Origin of the sequence: Xanthobacter luteus, from assembly GCF_040049235.1 — a bacterium.
In the GTDB taxonomy this organism is placed as follows: Bacteria; Pseudomonadota; Alphaproteobacteria; order Rhizobiales; family Xanthobacteraceae; genus Xanthobacter.
On sequence record NZ_JBDZDO010000006.1, the window covers coordinates 226,676 to 241,712 of the forward strand.

Genomic DNA, 15,037 nt, shown 5'->3' on the forward strand with positions numbered 1-15,037 from the left:
AACCCTCGCTCCGGCGCGACCACCCCGTACCGGAAGACCACGCGATGCCCGAAACTCTGCTGTTCCACAGCGACTTTGACGACGCCGCGGCCTGGACCGACGCCCTGAGGCGCGAGCTGCCCGATCTCGATGTCGCGATCTCGACCCGGCCCTACGATCCCGCGGCGGTGCGCTATGCCCTCGTCTGGCAGCCGCCGGTGGGGTTCTTCGCGCCGCTGGTCAATCTCGCCCTGGTCACCAATCTCGGCGCCGGCGTCGATGCGCTGGTGGGGCGCGCCGATCTGCCGGGCGTGCCCGTCACCCGCATCTGCGATCCCGAGATGGCGCGCATGATGGCGTCCTTCGTGCTGCTGGCGGTGCTGCGCCACGCCCGCGACATCCCGATGCTGGAGCAGGCCCGGCGCGAGCGGCGCTGGCACTGGGTGAACCCGCGCACCGCCGGCGAGATCACGGTCGGGATCCTCGGCCTCGGCGAGCTCGGCGCGCGGGCCGCGCGGGAGGTGGCGGGCCAGGGCTTCCGGGTCAAGGGCTGGTCGCGCTCGCCCAAAAGCCTGACCGGGATCGAGACCAGCTACGGGCTCGGGGCGCTCGACGACTTCCTGTCCGAGGTGGAGATCCTCGTCGTCATGCTGCCGCTCACCGCCGAGACCCGCCACCTGCTCGATGCGCGGCGCCTCGCTTTGCTGCCGCGCGGGGCCAAGCTCGTGAACGTGGCGCGCGGCGCGGTGGTGGACGAGGCGGCGCTGGTCGAGGCGCTGCGCGGCGGGCACCTCGACAGCGCGACGCTCGACGTGTTCGAGGTCGAGCCGCTGCCGCAGGACAGCCCGCTCTGGACGATGGAGAACGTGCTGATGACGCCGCATCTCGCCTCGGTGGCGATCCCCTCGAGCGCGGCGGCGCAGATCGCCGAGAACATCCGCCGGCTCCGGCGCGGGGCGGCGCCGCTGTTCAAGGTGGAGGCGGGCCGCGGCTATTGAGCGTCGCCGCCCAAGGCCGCCGCCGCGAGCCGGGCCTCGATCTCGCCGACCGGGCCGCTGGCGCGCACCGTGCCGCGCTCGATCAGCACCGCCCGGTCGGCGACCGCGCGGGTGAAGGCGACGTTCTGCTCGCTCACGAGGATGGACAGCCCCTCGGCCTTGAGCGCCGCGACCGCCTTCGCCATCTCGGCCACGATGCGCGGGGCGAGGCCCTCGGACGGCTCGTCCAGCAGCAGCACCGACGGGTTGCCCATCAGGGTGCGGGCGAGGGTCAGCATCTGCTGCTCGCCGCCGCTCATGGCGCCGCCGCGCCGGTGGCGCATCTCGGCGAGGTTCGGGAACATGGCGAACAGTCGCGCCTCGGTGAACGGCGCCTGGCCGGGGCGCGGCGGACGCCGGCCCGCCTCCAGATTCTCGAGCACGGTAAGATCGGTGAAGACGCGCCGGTCCTCGGGCACGTAGCCGAGGCCGAGCCGGGCGCGCTCGAAGGTGGCGAGGCGCGCGATGTCGCGCCCGCCGAGCCGCACCGCGCCGCCCGCTGGCACGAGGCCCATGAGGGCCTTCAGGGTGGTCGACTTGCCTGCGCCGTTGCGGCCGACCAGCGCCAGCACCTCGCCGGGGGCGACCGCCAGCGAGACGCCGAACAGCACCTGCGCCCGGCCGTAGGCGGCGGTAAGGTCTTCCGCTTCCAGCAACGCGCCGGGGGTCACGGGGTCGCCTCCGTGCCGAGATAGACCGCGCGCACCGTCGGGTCGCGCCGGATCGCCTCGGGCGCGCCTTCGGCGACCAGGGCGCCGCGGTCCAGCACCAGGATGCGGTCGGCGTAGCCGAACACCGCCTCCATGTCGTGCTCGGTGAACAGCACGCCGATGGCGCGGGTGCGGGCGATGTCGCGGGCGAGGCGCATGAGGTCGGCGCGCTCGGCCGGCGCCATGCCGGCGGTGGGCTCGTCCATGAGAAGAAGCCGCGGATGATTGGCGAGAGCAAGCGCAAGTTCCAGCCGCTTCACGTCGCCATAAGCGAGCGCGCCCGCCGGCCGGTCGGCGGCCTGCGCCAGGCCCACCTGGGCCAGCAGGGCCTCGGCCCGCGCACGGTGGCGGCGGTCGGCGCGGCCTATGAGGCGGAAGGCCTCGGCGTGGCCGGAGATCAGCGCGACCTGGACATTCTCCAGCACGGTCATGGAGTTGAAGGTCGCCGCCACCTGGAAGGTGCGGCCGATCCCGCGCCCGAAGCGGCGCCGCGCCGGCACCGCCGTGATGTCGCGCCCCGCCAGCAGCACGCGCCCGGCATCGGGCCGGGTCTGGCCGCCCAGCATGGCGAACAGCGTGCTCTTGCCCGCCCCGTTCGGTCCGATCAGCGCCAGCATCTCCCCGGCGGCGAGCGTGAAGGAAACCCCGCGCACCGCCTCGACTCCGCCGTAAGCTTTTGCCAGACCACGGGTTTCGAGAAGGGGAGGGCTCACGATTGCGCCCTCCGGCGGGCCAGCAGCGCCAGCGCCGCCCCGGCGATCCCGCGCGGCGCCGCCACCACCAGCGCCACCACGAGGGCGCCCAGCATGAGCTTGGAATAGTCGCTCGCGCTCACCAGCACGATGGACAAGAGCTTGTAGACGATCGCGCCGGGCACCGGTCCGATCACCGTGCCGACCCCGCCCAGCAGCACCATGGCGAGCGCATCCACCGAGAGCGGGATGCCCAGCACGTCCGGAAAAACGCTGCCCTTCAAGAATGCGAACAGGGCGCCCGCCACCCCGGCGAAGGTGCCGGCGAGGGCGAAGGCCGCCCATTGCACCCGCTGGCGCGAGAGGCCGAGCGCCTCGGCGCGGGCCGGATTGTCGCGCACCGCCCGCAGCGCCAGGCCGAACGGCGCGAAGATCACGACCCGCAGCGCCGCCACCCCCGCCAGCGCCGCCGCCAGGGCGAGCCAGTAGAAGGCGGCGGGGCCGGCCGCCCAGGCGGCGGGCCAGATGCCGAGCAGGCCGTTGTCGCCCCCGGTCACGCTTACCCACTGGAAGGCGACCGCCCAGGCGATCTGCGCGAAGGCGAGCGTCAGCATGGCCGAATAGACGCCGGAGAGCCGCACGCAGAACCAGCCGAACGCCACCGCGCCGAGGAAGGCGAGGGCCGGCCCGGCGATGAGCCCTCCGGGCATGGGCAGGCCCGCCTTCACCGCGAGCGCCGCCCCGTAGGCGCCGAGGCCGAAATAGGCGGCGTGGCCGAACGAGGCCATGCCGCCCGCCCCCATCACGAGCTGGAGGCTGGCCGCGAACAGCGCGAACAGCGCCACCTCCGCCGCCACCGACAGCGCATAGGCGCCGCCCACCAAGGGCAGCATCGCCGCGAGCGCGGCAAGCCCGAGGGCGATCGCCCGTTCCGGCGCCGTGAAGGGCCGCCAGGGCCGCGCCTCGAAGCCGGGCGCGCCGCGCTGCTCGCTCTGCGGCCGTCCCAGCAGCCCGTAGGGCCGCGCCACCAGCACCACCGCCATCACCAGGAACACCAGGACCAGCGACACCTGCGGCAGCACCAGGATGCCGAAGGCGTTGAGCTCGGCCACCAGCAGCGCGGCGAGGAAGGCGCCGGGCACCGAGCCGAGCCCGCCGATCACCACCACCACGAAGGCCTCGACGATGATCTTCAGGTCCATGGTGTGGTGCGCGGTCTCGCCCCTGGGCAGTTGCAGCGCGCCGCCCAGGGCGGCGAGGAAGACGCCCAAGGCGAACACCGAGGTGAAGAGCCATTTCTGGTTCACGCCGAGCGCCGCCACCATCTCGCGGTCCTGCGTCGCCGCCCGCACCAGGATGCCCCAGCGGGTCGCCTTCAGGGCCAGCGTCAAAGCGAGCAATACCAGCGGGCCGAGCGCCATGAGGAAGAGGTCGTAGGACGGTACCGCCTGGCCGAGCACGTCCACCGCGCCCTTGAGGCCGGGCGCGCGGGCGCCGAGCAGGTCTTCCGGGCCGAACAGGATGACGACGAGGTCCTCCATCATCAGCGCGACGCCGAAGGTGGCGAGCAGCTGGAACAGCTCGGGCGCGCGGTAGATGCGCCGCAGCAGCGTCATCTCCATGAGCGCGCCGAGCGCGCCGACCACGAGCGCCGCGAGGACGAGCGCGCCCCAGAAGCCGAGCGCGCCGGCGAGGCGCTGCTGCAGCCAGTACGCCATATAGGCGCCCAGCATGTAGAAGGCGCCGTGGGCGAAATTGACGATCCGCGTGACGCCGAAGATCAGCGACAGCCCGCTCGCCACCAGAAAGAGCGAGCAGGCGGCCGCGAGGCCGGTCAGGAACTGGGCGAGAATGAGATCCAAGGCGAAGCCCGCGCGTCGCGCCGCGGCGTGGGGCGGCCTCTCCTCTTGTCCGCTTTGGCGCGCCGCATCAAGGGGGCGTGGCCTCAAAGCGGGAATGCGGGCGGCGGCCCGAGGCCGGGGCCGCCGCCGCGATCGGTCCGGCGCCGGGGCGCCGCAGCCTTATTGCGGGGTGATGCCGGCTTCCTTAACGGCTTGCATCCACTTCGGATACTCGGCCTTCACGAAGCGGTCGAACTCGTCGGAGGGACTGAACACCACCGCGAAGCCGATCTGCTCCAACCGCGCCGCCGTCTCCTTGTCGGCGAGGAACGACTTCACCTTCGCCTCCAGCGCCGCGACCACGGGCTTGGGCATGCCGGCCGGGCCGAACAAACCGAGCCAGGCATCGAGGTCGAAGCCGGGGAGGGCCACTTCCGAGATGGTCGGCATGTCCGGAAGCTGCTTCAGCCGGGTGGCGCCGGTGGCGGCGAGCGGGCGCACCTTGCCCGCGGCCACCTGCGGCAGGCCCGTCACGGCGTCGGTGATCATCACCGGAATGTGGCCGCCCATCACGTCGTTGAGTCCCTGCACGGTGGTGTTGTAGCGCACCGGAAGCATGTCGATGCCGGCGAGGCGCGTCAGCGTCGCGCCGACGATGACGCCGGTGCTGTTGCCGGTGGCGTAGCTGAGCTTGCCGGGGTTCGCCTTGGCATAGGCGATGAGTTCGGGCAGCGTCTTCACCGGCAGGCCAGGATAGACCACCAGGAACGAGTAGATGCCGCCGAGCCGCGCGATGGACGTGAAGTCCTTCAGCGGATCGTAGGGCACGTTCTTGATGATGCCCTGGGCCGCCGACTGGGTGGTGTTGGTGGTCATGAAGAGCGTGTAGCCGTCGGGCTCCGCCTTCGCGACGAAGGAGGCCGCGACCACCCCCTGCGCGCCGGGCTTGTTCTCGACCACGACCGGCTGGCCGAACTGCTGCTGCAGATAGCTCGCGAGCGTGCGGGCGAAGCCGTCGGTGGCGCTGCCGGGGCCGAACGGGACGACGATCTTGATCGGACGATCCGGAAAGCTCGCCTGCGTCGCGCCCGCGGGGACCGCGGCCAGCGCCAGAACGGCGCCGAGCGAGGCGGAGATAAACCGCATGAACCTCATCAATGCTCCTCCCAGGGTTTTGCGGACCGTGGTCGCGAGCGCCGGAGCGGGCAATTGAAACGAATCCAGCCTTCGATGAAGGATTTTCGCCCGGTGCCCCTCGCTGCCGTCGGCAAGCCATGCGCGGCGGCCGGGCGCCGGCGGGCGGGCGCGGGTCGGCCGGCGCGGCCGGCCCGGGGCGGCGGGGCTCTCGCCGCGCGCAAGCGATGCGGAACCAGGGGCAACGGGGCCGTGCCCGCGCTTGTTGCGGCGGCGCATCGGCTCTGATAGCTGCTCCGCAAGCTCTCGTCCGGGAAAGCCCGGGAGTCTGCCTGCAAAGCGCCCTGTGAGATCGGCGGCGTACAAGACTCGGCGCACGCCTTTCACGTAAGCGAAACTGGTCAACTGAAAAAAATTCATCGGTGCCAGGACGATTATTCTATCCAGCAGGCCAGGCGTCATTCCGCGCTGCAGCGCTCCGCGTCCGAGGGCGAGACCAAACGTTCTCAATCACTTATGATCATTTGCGCGGTGCCGCGCGGCGACGCGGGCCGCGCCGTGGCGCGCCTGCGGGTTTCTTGACTGCGACCTCCTGACCCACTCATTCTTGATATTAATCAAATTCCTAAGAAGAGAGCCCAGGGGGCAGACGCCGAGGATGCGGACGCGCTTTCCTTCCATGACGAGCCTGCGCGCATTCGAGGCCGCCGCTCGGCATCTCAGCTTCACCCGCGCCGGGGTGGAGCTGAACCTCACGCCCACGGCCATCAGCCACCAGATCCGCAACCTCGAGGACATCCTCGGCGCGCGCCTGTTCATCCGCAACAACAATGCCCTGACGCTGACGCGGACGGCCGAGGCCTATCTCAGCTCGGTGCGCTCGGCGATCGTCGAGATCTCTTCCGCCACCAACCGGGCGGCGGACAATTCGGACGAGCGCGTGCTCACGGTGCAGTGCCTCGGCACCTTCGCCATCAAGCGCCTGCTGCCGCATTTGCACGATTTCCGCGCCCTCTACCCCTCCATCTCGCTGCGGCTTCGCACCACCCAGTGGTTCGAGAATGCGCCGAACTACGATTTCGACGTCGCCATCTGGCACGGCGCGGGCGACTGGGCCGGCGTGAGCGTCGACCAACTGGGCACCGAGGAGGTGTTCCCCGTGTGCAGCCCGCGGCTGTTCGCCCGCGGTCCGCGCCTCAGGGAGCCGCAGGACCTCGCGGCCCACACGGTGATCCGCACCGCTTCGCTGATCCTGCGCGACGAATGGCCGTTCTGGCTCGAGGCGGCGGACGTGCCGGGGCTCGAATTCCAGTCCGAGATCGCCTGCGACTATCTCATCACCTCGCTGCACGCCGCCATCGACGGGCTCGGCGTCATCCTCGGCCGCTCCGGGGTGGTGGGGCCGGACCTGGAGAGCGGGCGGCTCGTGGAGCCGTTCGGCCTCAGGGCGCGCTCGGTGTTCAGCTATTATCTCGTGACGCCCCATGCCAATGCGGGGGTGAGCAAGGTGGCGGTGTTCCGCAACTGGCTCCTCGACCGGCTCAGCGAGCAGCCCGCGCCGCGCGTCCTGAGCGCCTGATTTCGCTCGATTTCCGACCCCTTGACCCCCGTGCTGGCCGCGGTCGCGCGAGCGCGCAGACGCGCGCGCATGCCGGACGGAAAATCCCCTTGAGCGGCAAAGATTTGCACGCTCGCTGAATTTTGCTCAGCGCCCGTTTCAGAAATCATCGTTGGCGTGAAATCCGGCGATCGCGCACCCATGGGTCGTCAAGAAAGCTGCGAGCGGAGCAATCGATGCCGGAGGTCTTCGTCACCACGTCCGAGAAGCTGCCGGAGGGCGGACGGGCGACCGTGCGTGCCGGCAAGCACGAGATCGGCGTCATCCGCGCCAAGGGCAAGCTGCATGCCTTCCTGAACCTGTGCCCGCACCAGGGCGGGCCGGTCTGCGCCGGGCTGATGATCCACAAGGTGGAGGAGATCATCGCCGAGGACCGCACCTATCAGGGCATGCGCTTCAACGAGGACGAACTGCACATCGTCTGCCCCTGGCACGGCTGGGAATTCAACATCGAGACCGGCAAATGCGCCGGCGACGGCCAAGTGGGCCTGCGCCGCTTCACCGCCTTGGAGAGGGACGACAATGTCTACGTTATCGTCTGACGCGGCCTGCGCCACCCCCGCTTGCCCGCGCGGCATCCTGTCCGAGGACGAGATCGGCGCCCTGGTGGGGCAGCTGCGCGCGGCGGCGGACGTCGACGGCGGCGCCGGCTTTCCCGACGGCCCGCTGAGCGAGCTCGCGACACTGCTGGTGCAGGTCTGCGGCGCCAAGTTCGATGCCGGCGCACGCCCGAAGGTGCTCGGCGACGGCGGCGCGGTGAGCGCCACGGCGGTGCTCGTCACGGTCTCGGCGATGATGAAGGCCTCGAACCTCGAAATCTTCGAGCTCGGCATGTGGCAGTCCTGGTCGGGCACCCGCTGAGCCGTATCCCAAGGAACACGCGCCCAGGAACACGCGCCAAGGAACACGCGCCATGCATTTCCGCTCCAGCACCCCGGCTTACGATCTCAACATCGAGGGCTTCCACACCGGCGAGCATCTCGCCAACGCCCGCGCCCAGGCCGATGCCCGCGGCCTCGACGACGTCCTGATCGTGGACGTGGATTCGCATCACTATGAGACCGACAATCTCGCCGAGATCCTCGAATACATTGAGGACCCGGCGCTGAAGCAGCTCGCCATCAACACCTATGCCTATAAGGGCGCCACCTCGATCCTCATCGACCAGCCCGGTTATCAGGACGGCGGCGGACGCGTGACGCGCTACATGGAGCGCAAGCACGAGAAGATCGAGCTCTCCAGCCGCCCGCGCGAGGTGGAGCAGACCCTGCGCTGGATGGATGCGCTCAGCGTCGACTATGCCTGCCTGTTCCCCACCCCGATGCTGTTCCTCGGGCTGCACCCGCAGCACGAGGTCGAGGTCGGCATGGCGCGGGCCTACAACCGGTGGCTCACCGACACCGTGACGCCCACCTGCAAGCGCCTGAAGACCATGCTCTATCTGCCGTTTAACGACCCCGAGGCCACCTACCGGATGGTCAAGGAGTTCGGCCACAAGGAGGGCGTGATCGGCTTCATGGTGGTGTCGACCCGCTACAAGCCGGTCTATGACAACGCCTACATGAAGACCTACGCGCTGCTGGAAGAGCTCGGTTTGCCGCTGTCGTTCCACGCGTCCTATCACTGGAACGATCAGCTGGTCTCGCTCACCAACCGCTTCATCACCGCCCATGCGGTGGGCTTCACCTTCTTCAACGCGGTGCACTGCGCGAACTGGGTGATCAACGGCCTGCCCGAACGCTTCCCGAAGCTGAAGGTGATCTGGATCGAATCGGGCCTTGCCTGGGTGCCGTGGCTGATGCAGCGGCTCGACAACGACTTCCGCATGCGCACGTCCGAGGCGCCGTCGCTCAAGCGGCTGCCGAGCGACTATATGCGGGAGATGTACTACACCACCCAGCCCATGGAGATGGTGAACAACGCCGAGGCGCTGGAACTCACCTTCAAGATGATCAACGCCGACACCCAGCTGCTCTACTCTTCGGACTATCCCCACTGGGACATGGACCTGCCGAGCACCATCTGGGACCTGAAGTTCCTTTCCGAGCAGTCGAAGCGCAACATCCTCGGCCTCAACGCCAAGCGCATCTTCAACCTCGACATCTCGGACCGCTTCCCGGCCAAGGCGCCGGCCGCGGGCGCGCCGGTGCCGGCCAAATAAGGCGTGATCCGGGACGGGCCGCCGCTCAGACCGGGCGGCGGTCCTCGATGGTCTTGGCGTCGGCGGGCAGGGTGCCCGGCGCGATCAATGCCAGCCGCCCGCGCAGCTTGGTGGTGGACCGCAGGTCCTCCAGCAGCGCCTCCTGGGAGAGGCCGGCGGCGTCGGCCACCTCCACCTCCAGCAGCATGTCGTCCTGATCGCCGATGCGGTCCACCACCAGCCGGGCCTTGGCGACCGCCGGATGCTTCTTCACCGCCGCGGTCACCTGGACCGGGTGCACGAACATGCCGCGGATCTTCGTCACCTGGTCGGCGCGGCCCATCCAGCCCTTCAGGCGCCCGTTGGTCCGTCCGCAGGGGCTGAGGCCCGGCAGCATGGCGGAAAGGTCGCCGGTGGCGAAGCGGATCAGCGGATAATCGGCGTCGAACAGCGTCACCACCACCTCGCCCACCTCGCCCTCGGCTTCCACCGGGTCGCCGGTGCCGGGTCGCAGGATTTCGACCAGGCAGCCCTCCTCGATGATCATGCCCTCCTCGGCCTCGCTCTCATAGGCGACGAGGCCGAGGTCCGCCGTGCCGTAGCACTGGCGCGCCGTGATGCCGGCCGCCTTCAGCTCCGCCCGGTGCGGCGGCAGGAACGCCTCGCCCGTCACCAGCGCCTTGTTCAGGGACGAGATGTCGGTCCCGGTCTCGCGTGCCTTGTCCACCAGGATCTTCAGGAAGGAGGGCGTGCCGCCATAGCCCTGGGGGCGGATGTCGGCGATGGCGCGCAATTGGAGGTCGGTCTGGCCCACGCCCGCCGGCACCACGGCGCAGCCGAGCGCGTGGGCCCCGCTCTCGATCATCGAGCCGGCCGGGGTGAGGTGGTAGGAGAAGGAATTGTGGACGATGTCCCCGGCGCGGAAGCCGGCCGCGAACAGGCCGCGGGCGAAGCGCCAGAAGTCCGGGCCGTGGCCTTCCGGGTCATAGATCGGCCCGGGCGACATGAAGATGCGCGCCAGCCGGCCCGGCGGCACCGCATTGAGCCCGCCGAACGGCAGGCTCTTGGGCTGGATCTCCAAAAGGTCCGACTTGCGGGTGACGGGAAGCTGCGCCAGCGCCGCGCGGGAGGTGACGGCCGCCGCGTCCACGTCCTTGAACAGCGCGCCAAAAAAGGTCGACTTCGCCTTGGCGTGGGCCACCTGTGCCGGCAGCGCCTCCATGAGCGCAGCCTCGCGCGCCTCGGGGGCGCGGGTCTCGGTGCAGTCGTAATGGCGGTTCGGATCGGTCATGGTCGGTCCTTGTCGGAAGCGCGCCCGCGGCTCTGTTCCCCGGCCGACTGGAGCGTGAGCGGAAGGAGAGCCGGGGTCCAGCGTTCAGTTTCGCCGAAGGCGCTTCTGATCCGGCCGACCCTGGGAATTGCCCGCTTCGCGGGAGTCCTTGCGCTGGACCCCGGATCGGCGCTCCGGCTGACGCCGTCGCTGGTCCGGGGAACGGCGCCCGATCGGCGCTACAGCCACCTTTTCCGGCGCTTGAAGCTCTTGAGGTTCTTGAAGGACTTCCGCTCCTCGCCGCCGCCCTGGCCGAGATAGAATTCCTTCACGTCTTCGTTCGACTGGAGCGTCGCGGCCGAGCCGTCGAGCACGATCTTGCCCTGCTCCATGATGTAGCCGTAGTCCGCCACCGAGAGCGCCACCCGCGCATTCTGCTCCACCAGCAGGATGGTGACGCCGAGGTCCCGGTTGAGCTTCTTGATGATGCCGAACACCTCCTTCACCAGCAGAGGCGAGAGGCCCATGGAGGGCTCGTCCATGAGGATCAGCTTGGGGCGCGCCATCATGGCGCGGCCGATGGCCAGCATCTGCTGCTCGCCGCCGGAGAGATAGCCGGCAAGGCCGGTGCGCTCCTTCAGCCGCGGGAAGTATTGGTAGACGCGCTCGATGTCGCTCTTCACCTCGTTGTCACGCCGGGTGAAGGCGCCGAGGCGCAGATTTTCCAGCACGGTCATGTCGGAGATGATGCGGCGGCCCTCCATCACCTGGAAGATGCCGCGGCGCACGATCTTGTCCGGCTCGATGCCGTTGATCTTCTCGCCCAGGAAGGTGATGTCGCCGCGCGTGATCTCGCCGTCCTCCGACTTCAGCAGGCCGGAGATGGCTTTCAGCGTGGTGGACTTGCCGGCGCCGTTGGAGCCGAGCAAAGCGACGATCTGGCCCTGCGGCACTTTCAGGGAGAGCCCGCGCAGGACCAGGATGACGTCGTTGTAGACTACCTCGATGTTGTCCACCGCCAGCATGGTGTCGGGCGCGCTCTCGCCGGCAGGATCGATCTTCAGTGCGGCCTCGGCCATGGTGTCTTGATCCTTGTCAGTCCGTCATCCCCCGGACGCGCCGGGGGATGACGTCGTTCCTGATCGGCGGGCCGCAAGGCCCGCCGGCCGCATCACCAGCCCTGCAGCTCGGTCTTGCGGGGCAGGTCGACGGTGGCGACCTTCTCAAGCTTGATCACGCCGCTCTTCACGAGCTCGGCGACCGAGGCGTCGGTCGGCCCGTTCACCACGGCACGGTAGAGGTCGACGCTGGTGGTGGAGCGGTGATCGGTGGCGGTCCAGGTGGAGGGCTTGCACACGCCCTCGGTGCCCTTGGGCACCCAGTTGGGCTTCTGATACATGCCGTCGCGGATCTTCACGCCGGTCACGCCGCCGTTCTTGTCCGCCCACTCCATGGCCTCCTTCATGTAGAGCGCGGTGCAGACGGCGGCGAGATAGTGCACCGGGCGATAGGCGGTGCCAGCCGGATCGGAGGTCTTGGAAATCTCCTTCATGGCGGCGAGGCCGGGCGCGCTGCCGGACCAGGTGACGGCGGTGCGCACCGGGAACACGACCCCGTTCGCCGCGTCGCCCGCCGCCTTGGCGGCGTTCTCGTCCATGCCCCACACATTGCCGAGGAACTGGACGTCGACCCCCGCGGTCTTGCAGGCCTTCAGCACCGAGATGTTGGAGCCGGCCGTATTGCCGAGATAGGCATAGTTGGCGCCGGACTGCTTCAGCGTCAGGCACTGGGGCGTGTAGTCGCCGGGGGTGAGGGCGAAGGTGATGGGATCGAGCACCTCGAAGCCGAGTTCCTTGGCAAAGGCCTCTTCCGCCGCCTTGGGCGAGTTGGGATAGGGGTGGTTGGCGCCCATGTGGACCCACTTGGGCTTGCCGGGCTTGCCCTTCTTCTTCCAGTCCTCGGCGGCCCACTGCACCATGGCGCGGGCGGCGTCGGAATAAGACGGGCCGTAGAAGAAGTTGAACGGGGCGGCGCGCTCGCTCTTCTCGTTCACCTTGCCCTTGGGGTCGGTGAGCGAGGCGGAGTAGGACGCGGAGAAATAGGGAATTTCCTCCTTTGTCACCATGGCGACGAGGGCTTCGGTGTCGGCCGTGCCCCAGCCCTGGATGGCGACCACCTTGTCGGTGCCCACCCACTTCTTGAACGCGGCCAACGCGCGCGGCACCTGGTAGCCGTAATCATTGAAGTCGGAGTTGATCTTCTTGCCGTTCACGCCGCCATTGGCGTTGATCCAGGCGATGGTGTCCTGGATGCCCTGGCCGTAGGGCTGGCCCACATCCGAGGTGCCGCCGGAATAGTCGGCGAGATGGCCGATATTGAGGGTCTGGGCGGCGGCCGGCCCTGCGGCGGCGATCGCCAGCGCGGACACGACGGACAACGCGATCTTCTTCATGGACGTCTCCTTGGTTGGTCCTCTTTGGGCGCGGCGGTCTTGGCGCCGCCGTGGCCCGGTTGATCTCGGCTTCAGTACGAGAACGGGTAGAGCTTCCAATAGGCCTTGATGAGCCGCCAGCGGTGCGCGAGGCCGTCCGGCTCGAAGATCAGGAACAAGATGATGGTGGCACCGATCAGCATCTCGCGCATGTAGGTGATGCCGTCCTTCAGGTGCAGCACCTGGTCGATGGTGCTGCCTTGCAGCGCGCTGGCCAGCGCACCGGTCAGCTCGGGCAGGAGCACCATGAAGACGGTGCCCATGAGCGAGCCCATGATGGAGCCCAGCCCGCCGATGATGATCATGCCGAGGAACTGGATCGAGAACAGGATGTCGAGCCCCTCCACCGACATGAAGCCGATATAGTGGGCATAGAGCGCGCCGCCGATGCCGGCGTAGAAGGACGAGATGCCGAACGCCATGGTGCGGTACTTGGTCAGGTTCACGCCCATCATCTCGGCGGAGAGATAATGGTCGCGCACCGCGATCAGCGCCCGCCCGTCGCGGGTGCGCATGAGGTTGGTGGCGCCGAGATACATCACCACCACGAAGAACAGCACCACGTAGAAATAGCGCGTGTCGCCCGAGAGGTCGTAGCCGAACAGCTCGAAAGGCGGCGCCATGGCACCGTGGGTGCCGCCGGTGAACCACTCGGCGCGCACGAAGAAGTCCTGCAGGATGAACTGCGCGGCGAGCGTGGCGATGGCGAGGTAGAGCCCCTTCACCCGCGCCGCCGGTAGGCCGAAGATCAGCCCGACGATGGTGGTCCACAGCCCCGCCAGCACGATGGCGAGCGGCACCGGAACGCCCTTGTTGGCAAGATAGGCCGAGGCGAAGCCGCCGAAGCCGAAGAACACCGCATGGCCGATGGAGATCTGGCCCGAGAAGCCGACCAGGATGTTCAGCCCCAGCGCGGCGATGCCGAGATAGCCGATCTGGATCATCAGGCTCAGCACGTAGCGCGAGAAGAACAGCGGCGCGAAACACAGCGCCACGATCCCCAGCACCAAGAAGATCAGGGTGAGGCGGGTCGCGAAGATGGTCTGGTCGGCCCGGTAGCTGGTGCGGTAGTCGCCGCACGGGCGCATGGAGGTGATGGCCATGTGCGTCAGACCCTCTCGATGTCGCGGGTGCCGAACAGCCCGTAGGGCTTGATCATCAAGATCAGGATCAGCGCGTAGAACGGCACGATCTCGTACAGGTTGCCCCACTTGAGATACTGGCTGTCCACGAACTGGGCGAGGTTCTCGAGCAGTCCGACGATGAGGCCGCCCACCACCGCGCCGAACACGCTGTCGAGGCCGCCCAGGATCACCGCCGGGAACACCTTGATGCCGAAGAAGGAGAGCGCGGAGGACACGCCGTTGACGATGCCCACCACCACGCCGGCGACCGCCGAGACCGCCGCCGAGATGCCCCAGGACAACGCGAACACCTGGCGCACCGAAATGCCGAGCGACTGCGCCACCTGCTGGGAGAAGGCGGTGGCCCGCATGGCGAGGCCCATCTTCGAATACTTAAAGAACCAGGCAAAGCCCGCCATGATGAGAAGGCTGACGCCGGTGGACATGAGGTAGGCGGTCTGCACCTGGAGCCCCAGCACGTTGACCTGCGCCACCGGGAAGATGGGCGGGAACGGCTGGGCGAACGTGCCGAACATCCACTTCATCAGCGCCTGGAAGAAGATGGACATGCCGATCGTCACCATGATGACGGAAATGATGGGCTCGCCGATGAGCGGGCGCAGCACCACCATCTGCACCAGGATGCCGAACGCCATCATGAAGGCGATGGCGATGAGGAAGCCCCAGAAGAAGGGGATGTCCCAGGCGGTGAGCAGCCACCAGCAGACCCAGGCGCCGATGAGCAGGAACTCGCCCTGGGCGAAGTTCACCACCTGGGAGGCCTTGTAGATGAGCACGAAGCACATGCCGACCACGCCGTAGAGCGTGCCGATGATGAGCCCGTTTATGATGAGCTGGACGAGGAGCTGGGACTGCATCAGCGGGGCTCCGGGAAGGTGATGCGGGCGGGAGCGCGGCCGCGCGCCCCGGACGACTGCGGCGTCAGCGGACGGAGAGCCGGGGCCCAGCGCAAAAGGGCGCCGAAGGCGGCGCGATCAGCG

The 15,037-nt window shown here is 68.6% G+C and carries 14 protein-coding genes; 5 read left to right on the forward strand and 9 right to left on the reverse strand.

The annotated features are described in order from the left end of the window. Positions 1-44: 44 nt before the first annotated feature. Positions 45-977, forward strand: a complete 933-nt coding sequence (locus ABLE88_RS18495; RefSeq protein WP_348833174.1) for a 2-hydroxyacid dehydrogenase — start codon at positions 45-47, stop codon at positions 975-977. Here the strand turns inward: ABLE88_RS18495 and ABLE88_RS18500 are convergent. The 4 genes from ABLE88_RS18500 to ABLE88_RS18515 all read right to left on the reverse strand — a co-directional run bounded on the left by ABLE88_RS18500 (position 971) and on the right by ABLE88_RS18515 (position 5,414). Next, complete coding sequence (locus ABLE88_RS18500) at positions 971-1,687, reverse strand: ABC transporter ATP-binding protein (protein ID WP_348833175.1); 717 nt, start codon at positions 1,685-1,687, stop codon at positions 971-973. The two genes, ABLE88_RS18495 and ABLE88_RS18500, sit on opposite strands and share 7 nt — an antisense overlap. Then, positions 1,684-2,439 carry an ABC transporter ATP-binding protein gene (locus tag ABLE88_RS18505; RefSeq protein WP_348833176.1) on the reverse strand — a complete coding sequence of 252 codons (756 nt, stop codon included), beginning with the start codon at positions 2,437-2,439 and terminating at the stop codon, positions 1,684-1,686. Before ABLE88_RS18505 ends, ABLE88_RS18500 begins: the two co-directional genes overlap by 4 nt. After that, positions 2,436-4,280 carry an ABC transporter permease gene (locus ABLE88_RS18510; protein ID WP_348833177.1) on the reverse strand — a complete coding sequence of 615 codons (1,845 nt, stop codon included), beginning with the start codon at positions 4,278-4,280 and terminating at the stop codon, positions 2,436-2,438. The genes ABLE88_RS18505 and ABLE88_RS18510 overlap by 4 nt, the downstream gene beginning before the upstream one ends. A gap of 159 nt (positions 4,281-4,439) precedes the next feature. After that, positions 4,440-5,414 carry a Bug family tripartite tricarboxylate transporter substrate binding protein gene (locus ABLE88_RS18515; protein ID WP_348833178.1) on the reverse strand — a complete coding sequence of 325 codons (975 nt, stop codon included), beginning with the start codon at positions 5,412-5,414 and terminating at the stop codon, positions 4,440-4,442. 637 nt (positions 5,415-6,051) lie between these two features. Between ABLE88_RS18515 and gcvA the strand changes: the two genes are divergently transcribed. From gcvA to ABLE88_RS18535, 4 genes are all read left to right on the forward strand, one after another. Next, positions 6,052-6,972 carry a transcriptional regulator GcvA gene (gene gcvA / locus ABLE88_RS18520; protein ID WP_348833179.1) on the forward strand — a complete coding sequence of 307 codons (921 nt, stop codon included), beginning with the start codon at positions 6,052-6,054 and terminating at the stop codon, positions 6,970-6,972. A gap of 215 nt (positions 6,973-7,187) precedes the next feature. Further along, positions 7,188-7,553: a Rieske (2Fe-2S) protein gene (locus ABLE88_RS18525; RefSeq protein WP_348833180.1), complete on the forward strand. Its 366-nt coding sequence runs from the start codon at positions 7,188-7,190 to the stop codon at positions 7,551-7,553. Next, positions 7,534-7,872 (forward strand): hypothetical protein, encoded by a 339-nt coding sequence (locus ABLE88_RS18530; protein WP_348833181.1) that lies wholly within the window; start codon positions 7,534-7,536, stop codon positions 7,870-7,872. Before ABLE88_RS18525 ends, ABLE88_RS18530 begins: the two co-directional genes overlap by 20 nt. A 52-nt stretch (positions 7,873-7,924) precedes the next feature. After that, positions 7,925-9,172, forward strand: coding sequence for an amidohydrolase family protein (locus ABLE88_RS18535; RefSeq protein WP_348833182.1), 1,248 nt, complete (start codon positions 7,925-7,927; stop codon positions 9,170-9,172). 25 nt (positions 9,173-9,197) lie between these two features. Here ABLE88_RS18535 and ABLE88_RS18540 read toward each other — a convergent pair whose 3' ends face one another. The 5 genes from ABLE88_RS18540 to ABLE88_RS18560 all read right to left on the reverse strand — a co-directional run bounded on the left by ABLE88_RS18540 (position 9,198) and on the right by ABLE88_RS18560 (position 14,914). Further along, complete coding sequence (locus tag ABLE88_RS18540) at positions 9,198-10,442, reverse strand: phenylacetate--CoA ligase family protein (RefSeq protein WP_348833183.1); 1,245 nt, start codon at positions 10,440-10,442, stop codon at positions 9,198-9,200. 218 nt (positions 10,443-10,660) lie between these two features. Then, a complete protein-coding gene (locus ABLE88_RS18545; protein ID WP_348833184.1) occupies positions 10,661-11,500 on the reverse strand; it encodes an ABC transporter ATP-binding protein in 840 nt (279 codons plus the stop codon). Positions 11,501-11,592: 92 nt separating this feature from the next. Then, positions 11,593-12,873, reverse strand: a complete 1,281-nt coding sequence (locus ABLE88_RS18550) for an ABC transporter substrate-binding protein (protein WP_348833185.1) — start codon at positions 12,871-12,873, stop codon at positions 11,593-11,595. A gap of 71 nt (positions 12,874-12,944) precedes the next feature. Then, positions 12,945-14,015: a branched-chain amino acid ABC transporter permease gene (locus ABLE88_RS18555; RefSeq protein WP_348833186.1), complete on the reverse strand. Its 1,071-nt coding sequence runs from the start codon at positions 14,013-14,015 to the stop codon at positions 12,945-12,947. Between the two features lie 5 nt (positions 14,016-14,020). Beyond that, entirely contained in the window at positions 14,021-14,914 is an 894-nt protein-coding gene (locus tag ABLE88_RS18560; protein ID WP_348833187.1) for a branched-chain amino acid ABC transporter permease, read from the reverse strand. Between the last annotated feature and the right edge of the window lie 123 nt (positions 14,915-15,037).

Coding starts and splice junctions, on each gene's coding strand:
- ABLE88_RS18495 (WP_348833174.1), top strand. CDS start 45: ATGCCCGAAACTCTGCTGTTCCACAGCGACTTTGACGACGCCGCGGCC.
- ABLE88_RS18515 (WP_348833178.1), bottom strand. CDS start 5,414: ATGAGGTTCATGCGGTTTATCTCCGCCTCGCTCGGCGCCGTTCTGGCG.
- gcvA (WP_348833179.1), top strand. CDS start 6,052: ATGCGGACGCGCTTTCCTTCCATGACGAGCCTGCGCGCATTCGAGGCC.
- ABLE88_RS18525 (WP_348833180.1), top strand. CDS start 7,188: ATGCCGGAGGTCTTCGTCACCACGTCCGAGAAGCTGCCGGAGGGCGGA.
- ABLE88_RS18530 (WP_348833181.1), top strand. CDS start 7,534: ATGTCTACGTTATCGTCTGACGCGGCCTGCGCCACCCCCGCTTGCCCG.
- ABLE88_RS18535 (WP_348833182.1), top strand. CDS start 7,925: ATGCATTTCCGCTCCAGCACCCCGGCTTACGATCTCAACATCGAGGGC.
- ABLE88_RS18540 (WP_348833183.1), bottom strand. CDS start 10,442: ATGACCGATCCGAACCGCCATTACGACTGCACCGAGACCCGCGCCCCC.
- ABLE88_RS18545 (WP_348833184.1), bottom strand. CDS start 11,500: ATGGCCGAGGCCGCACTGAAGATCGATCCTGCCGGCGAGAGCGCGCCC.
- ABLE88_RS18550 (WP_348833185.1), bottom strand. CDS start 12,873: ATGAAGAAGATCGCGTTGTCCGTCGTGTCCGCGCTGGCGATCGCCGCC.
- ABLE88_RS18555 (WP_348833186.1), bottom strand. CDS start 14,015: ATGGCCATCACCTCCATGCGCCCGTGCGGCGACTACCGCACCAGCTAC.
- ABLE88_RS18560 (WP_348833187.1), bottom strand. CDS start 14,914: ATGCAGTCCCAGCTCCTCGTCCAGCTCATCATAAACGGGCTCATCATC.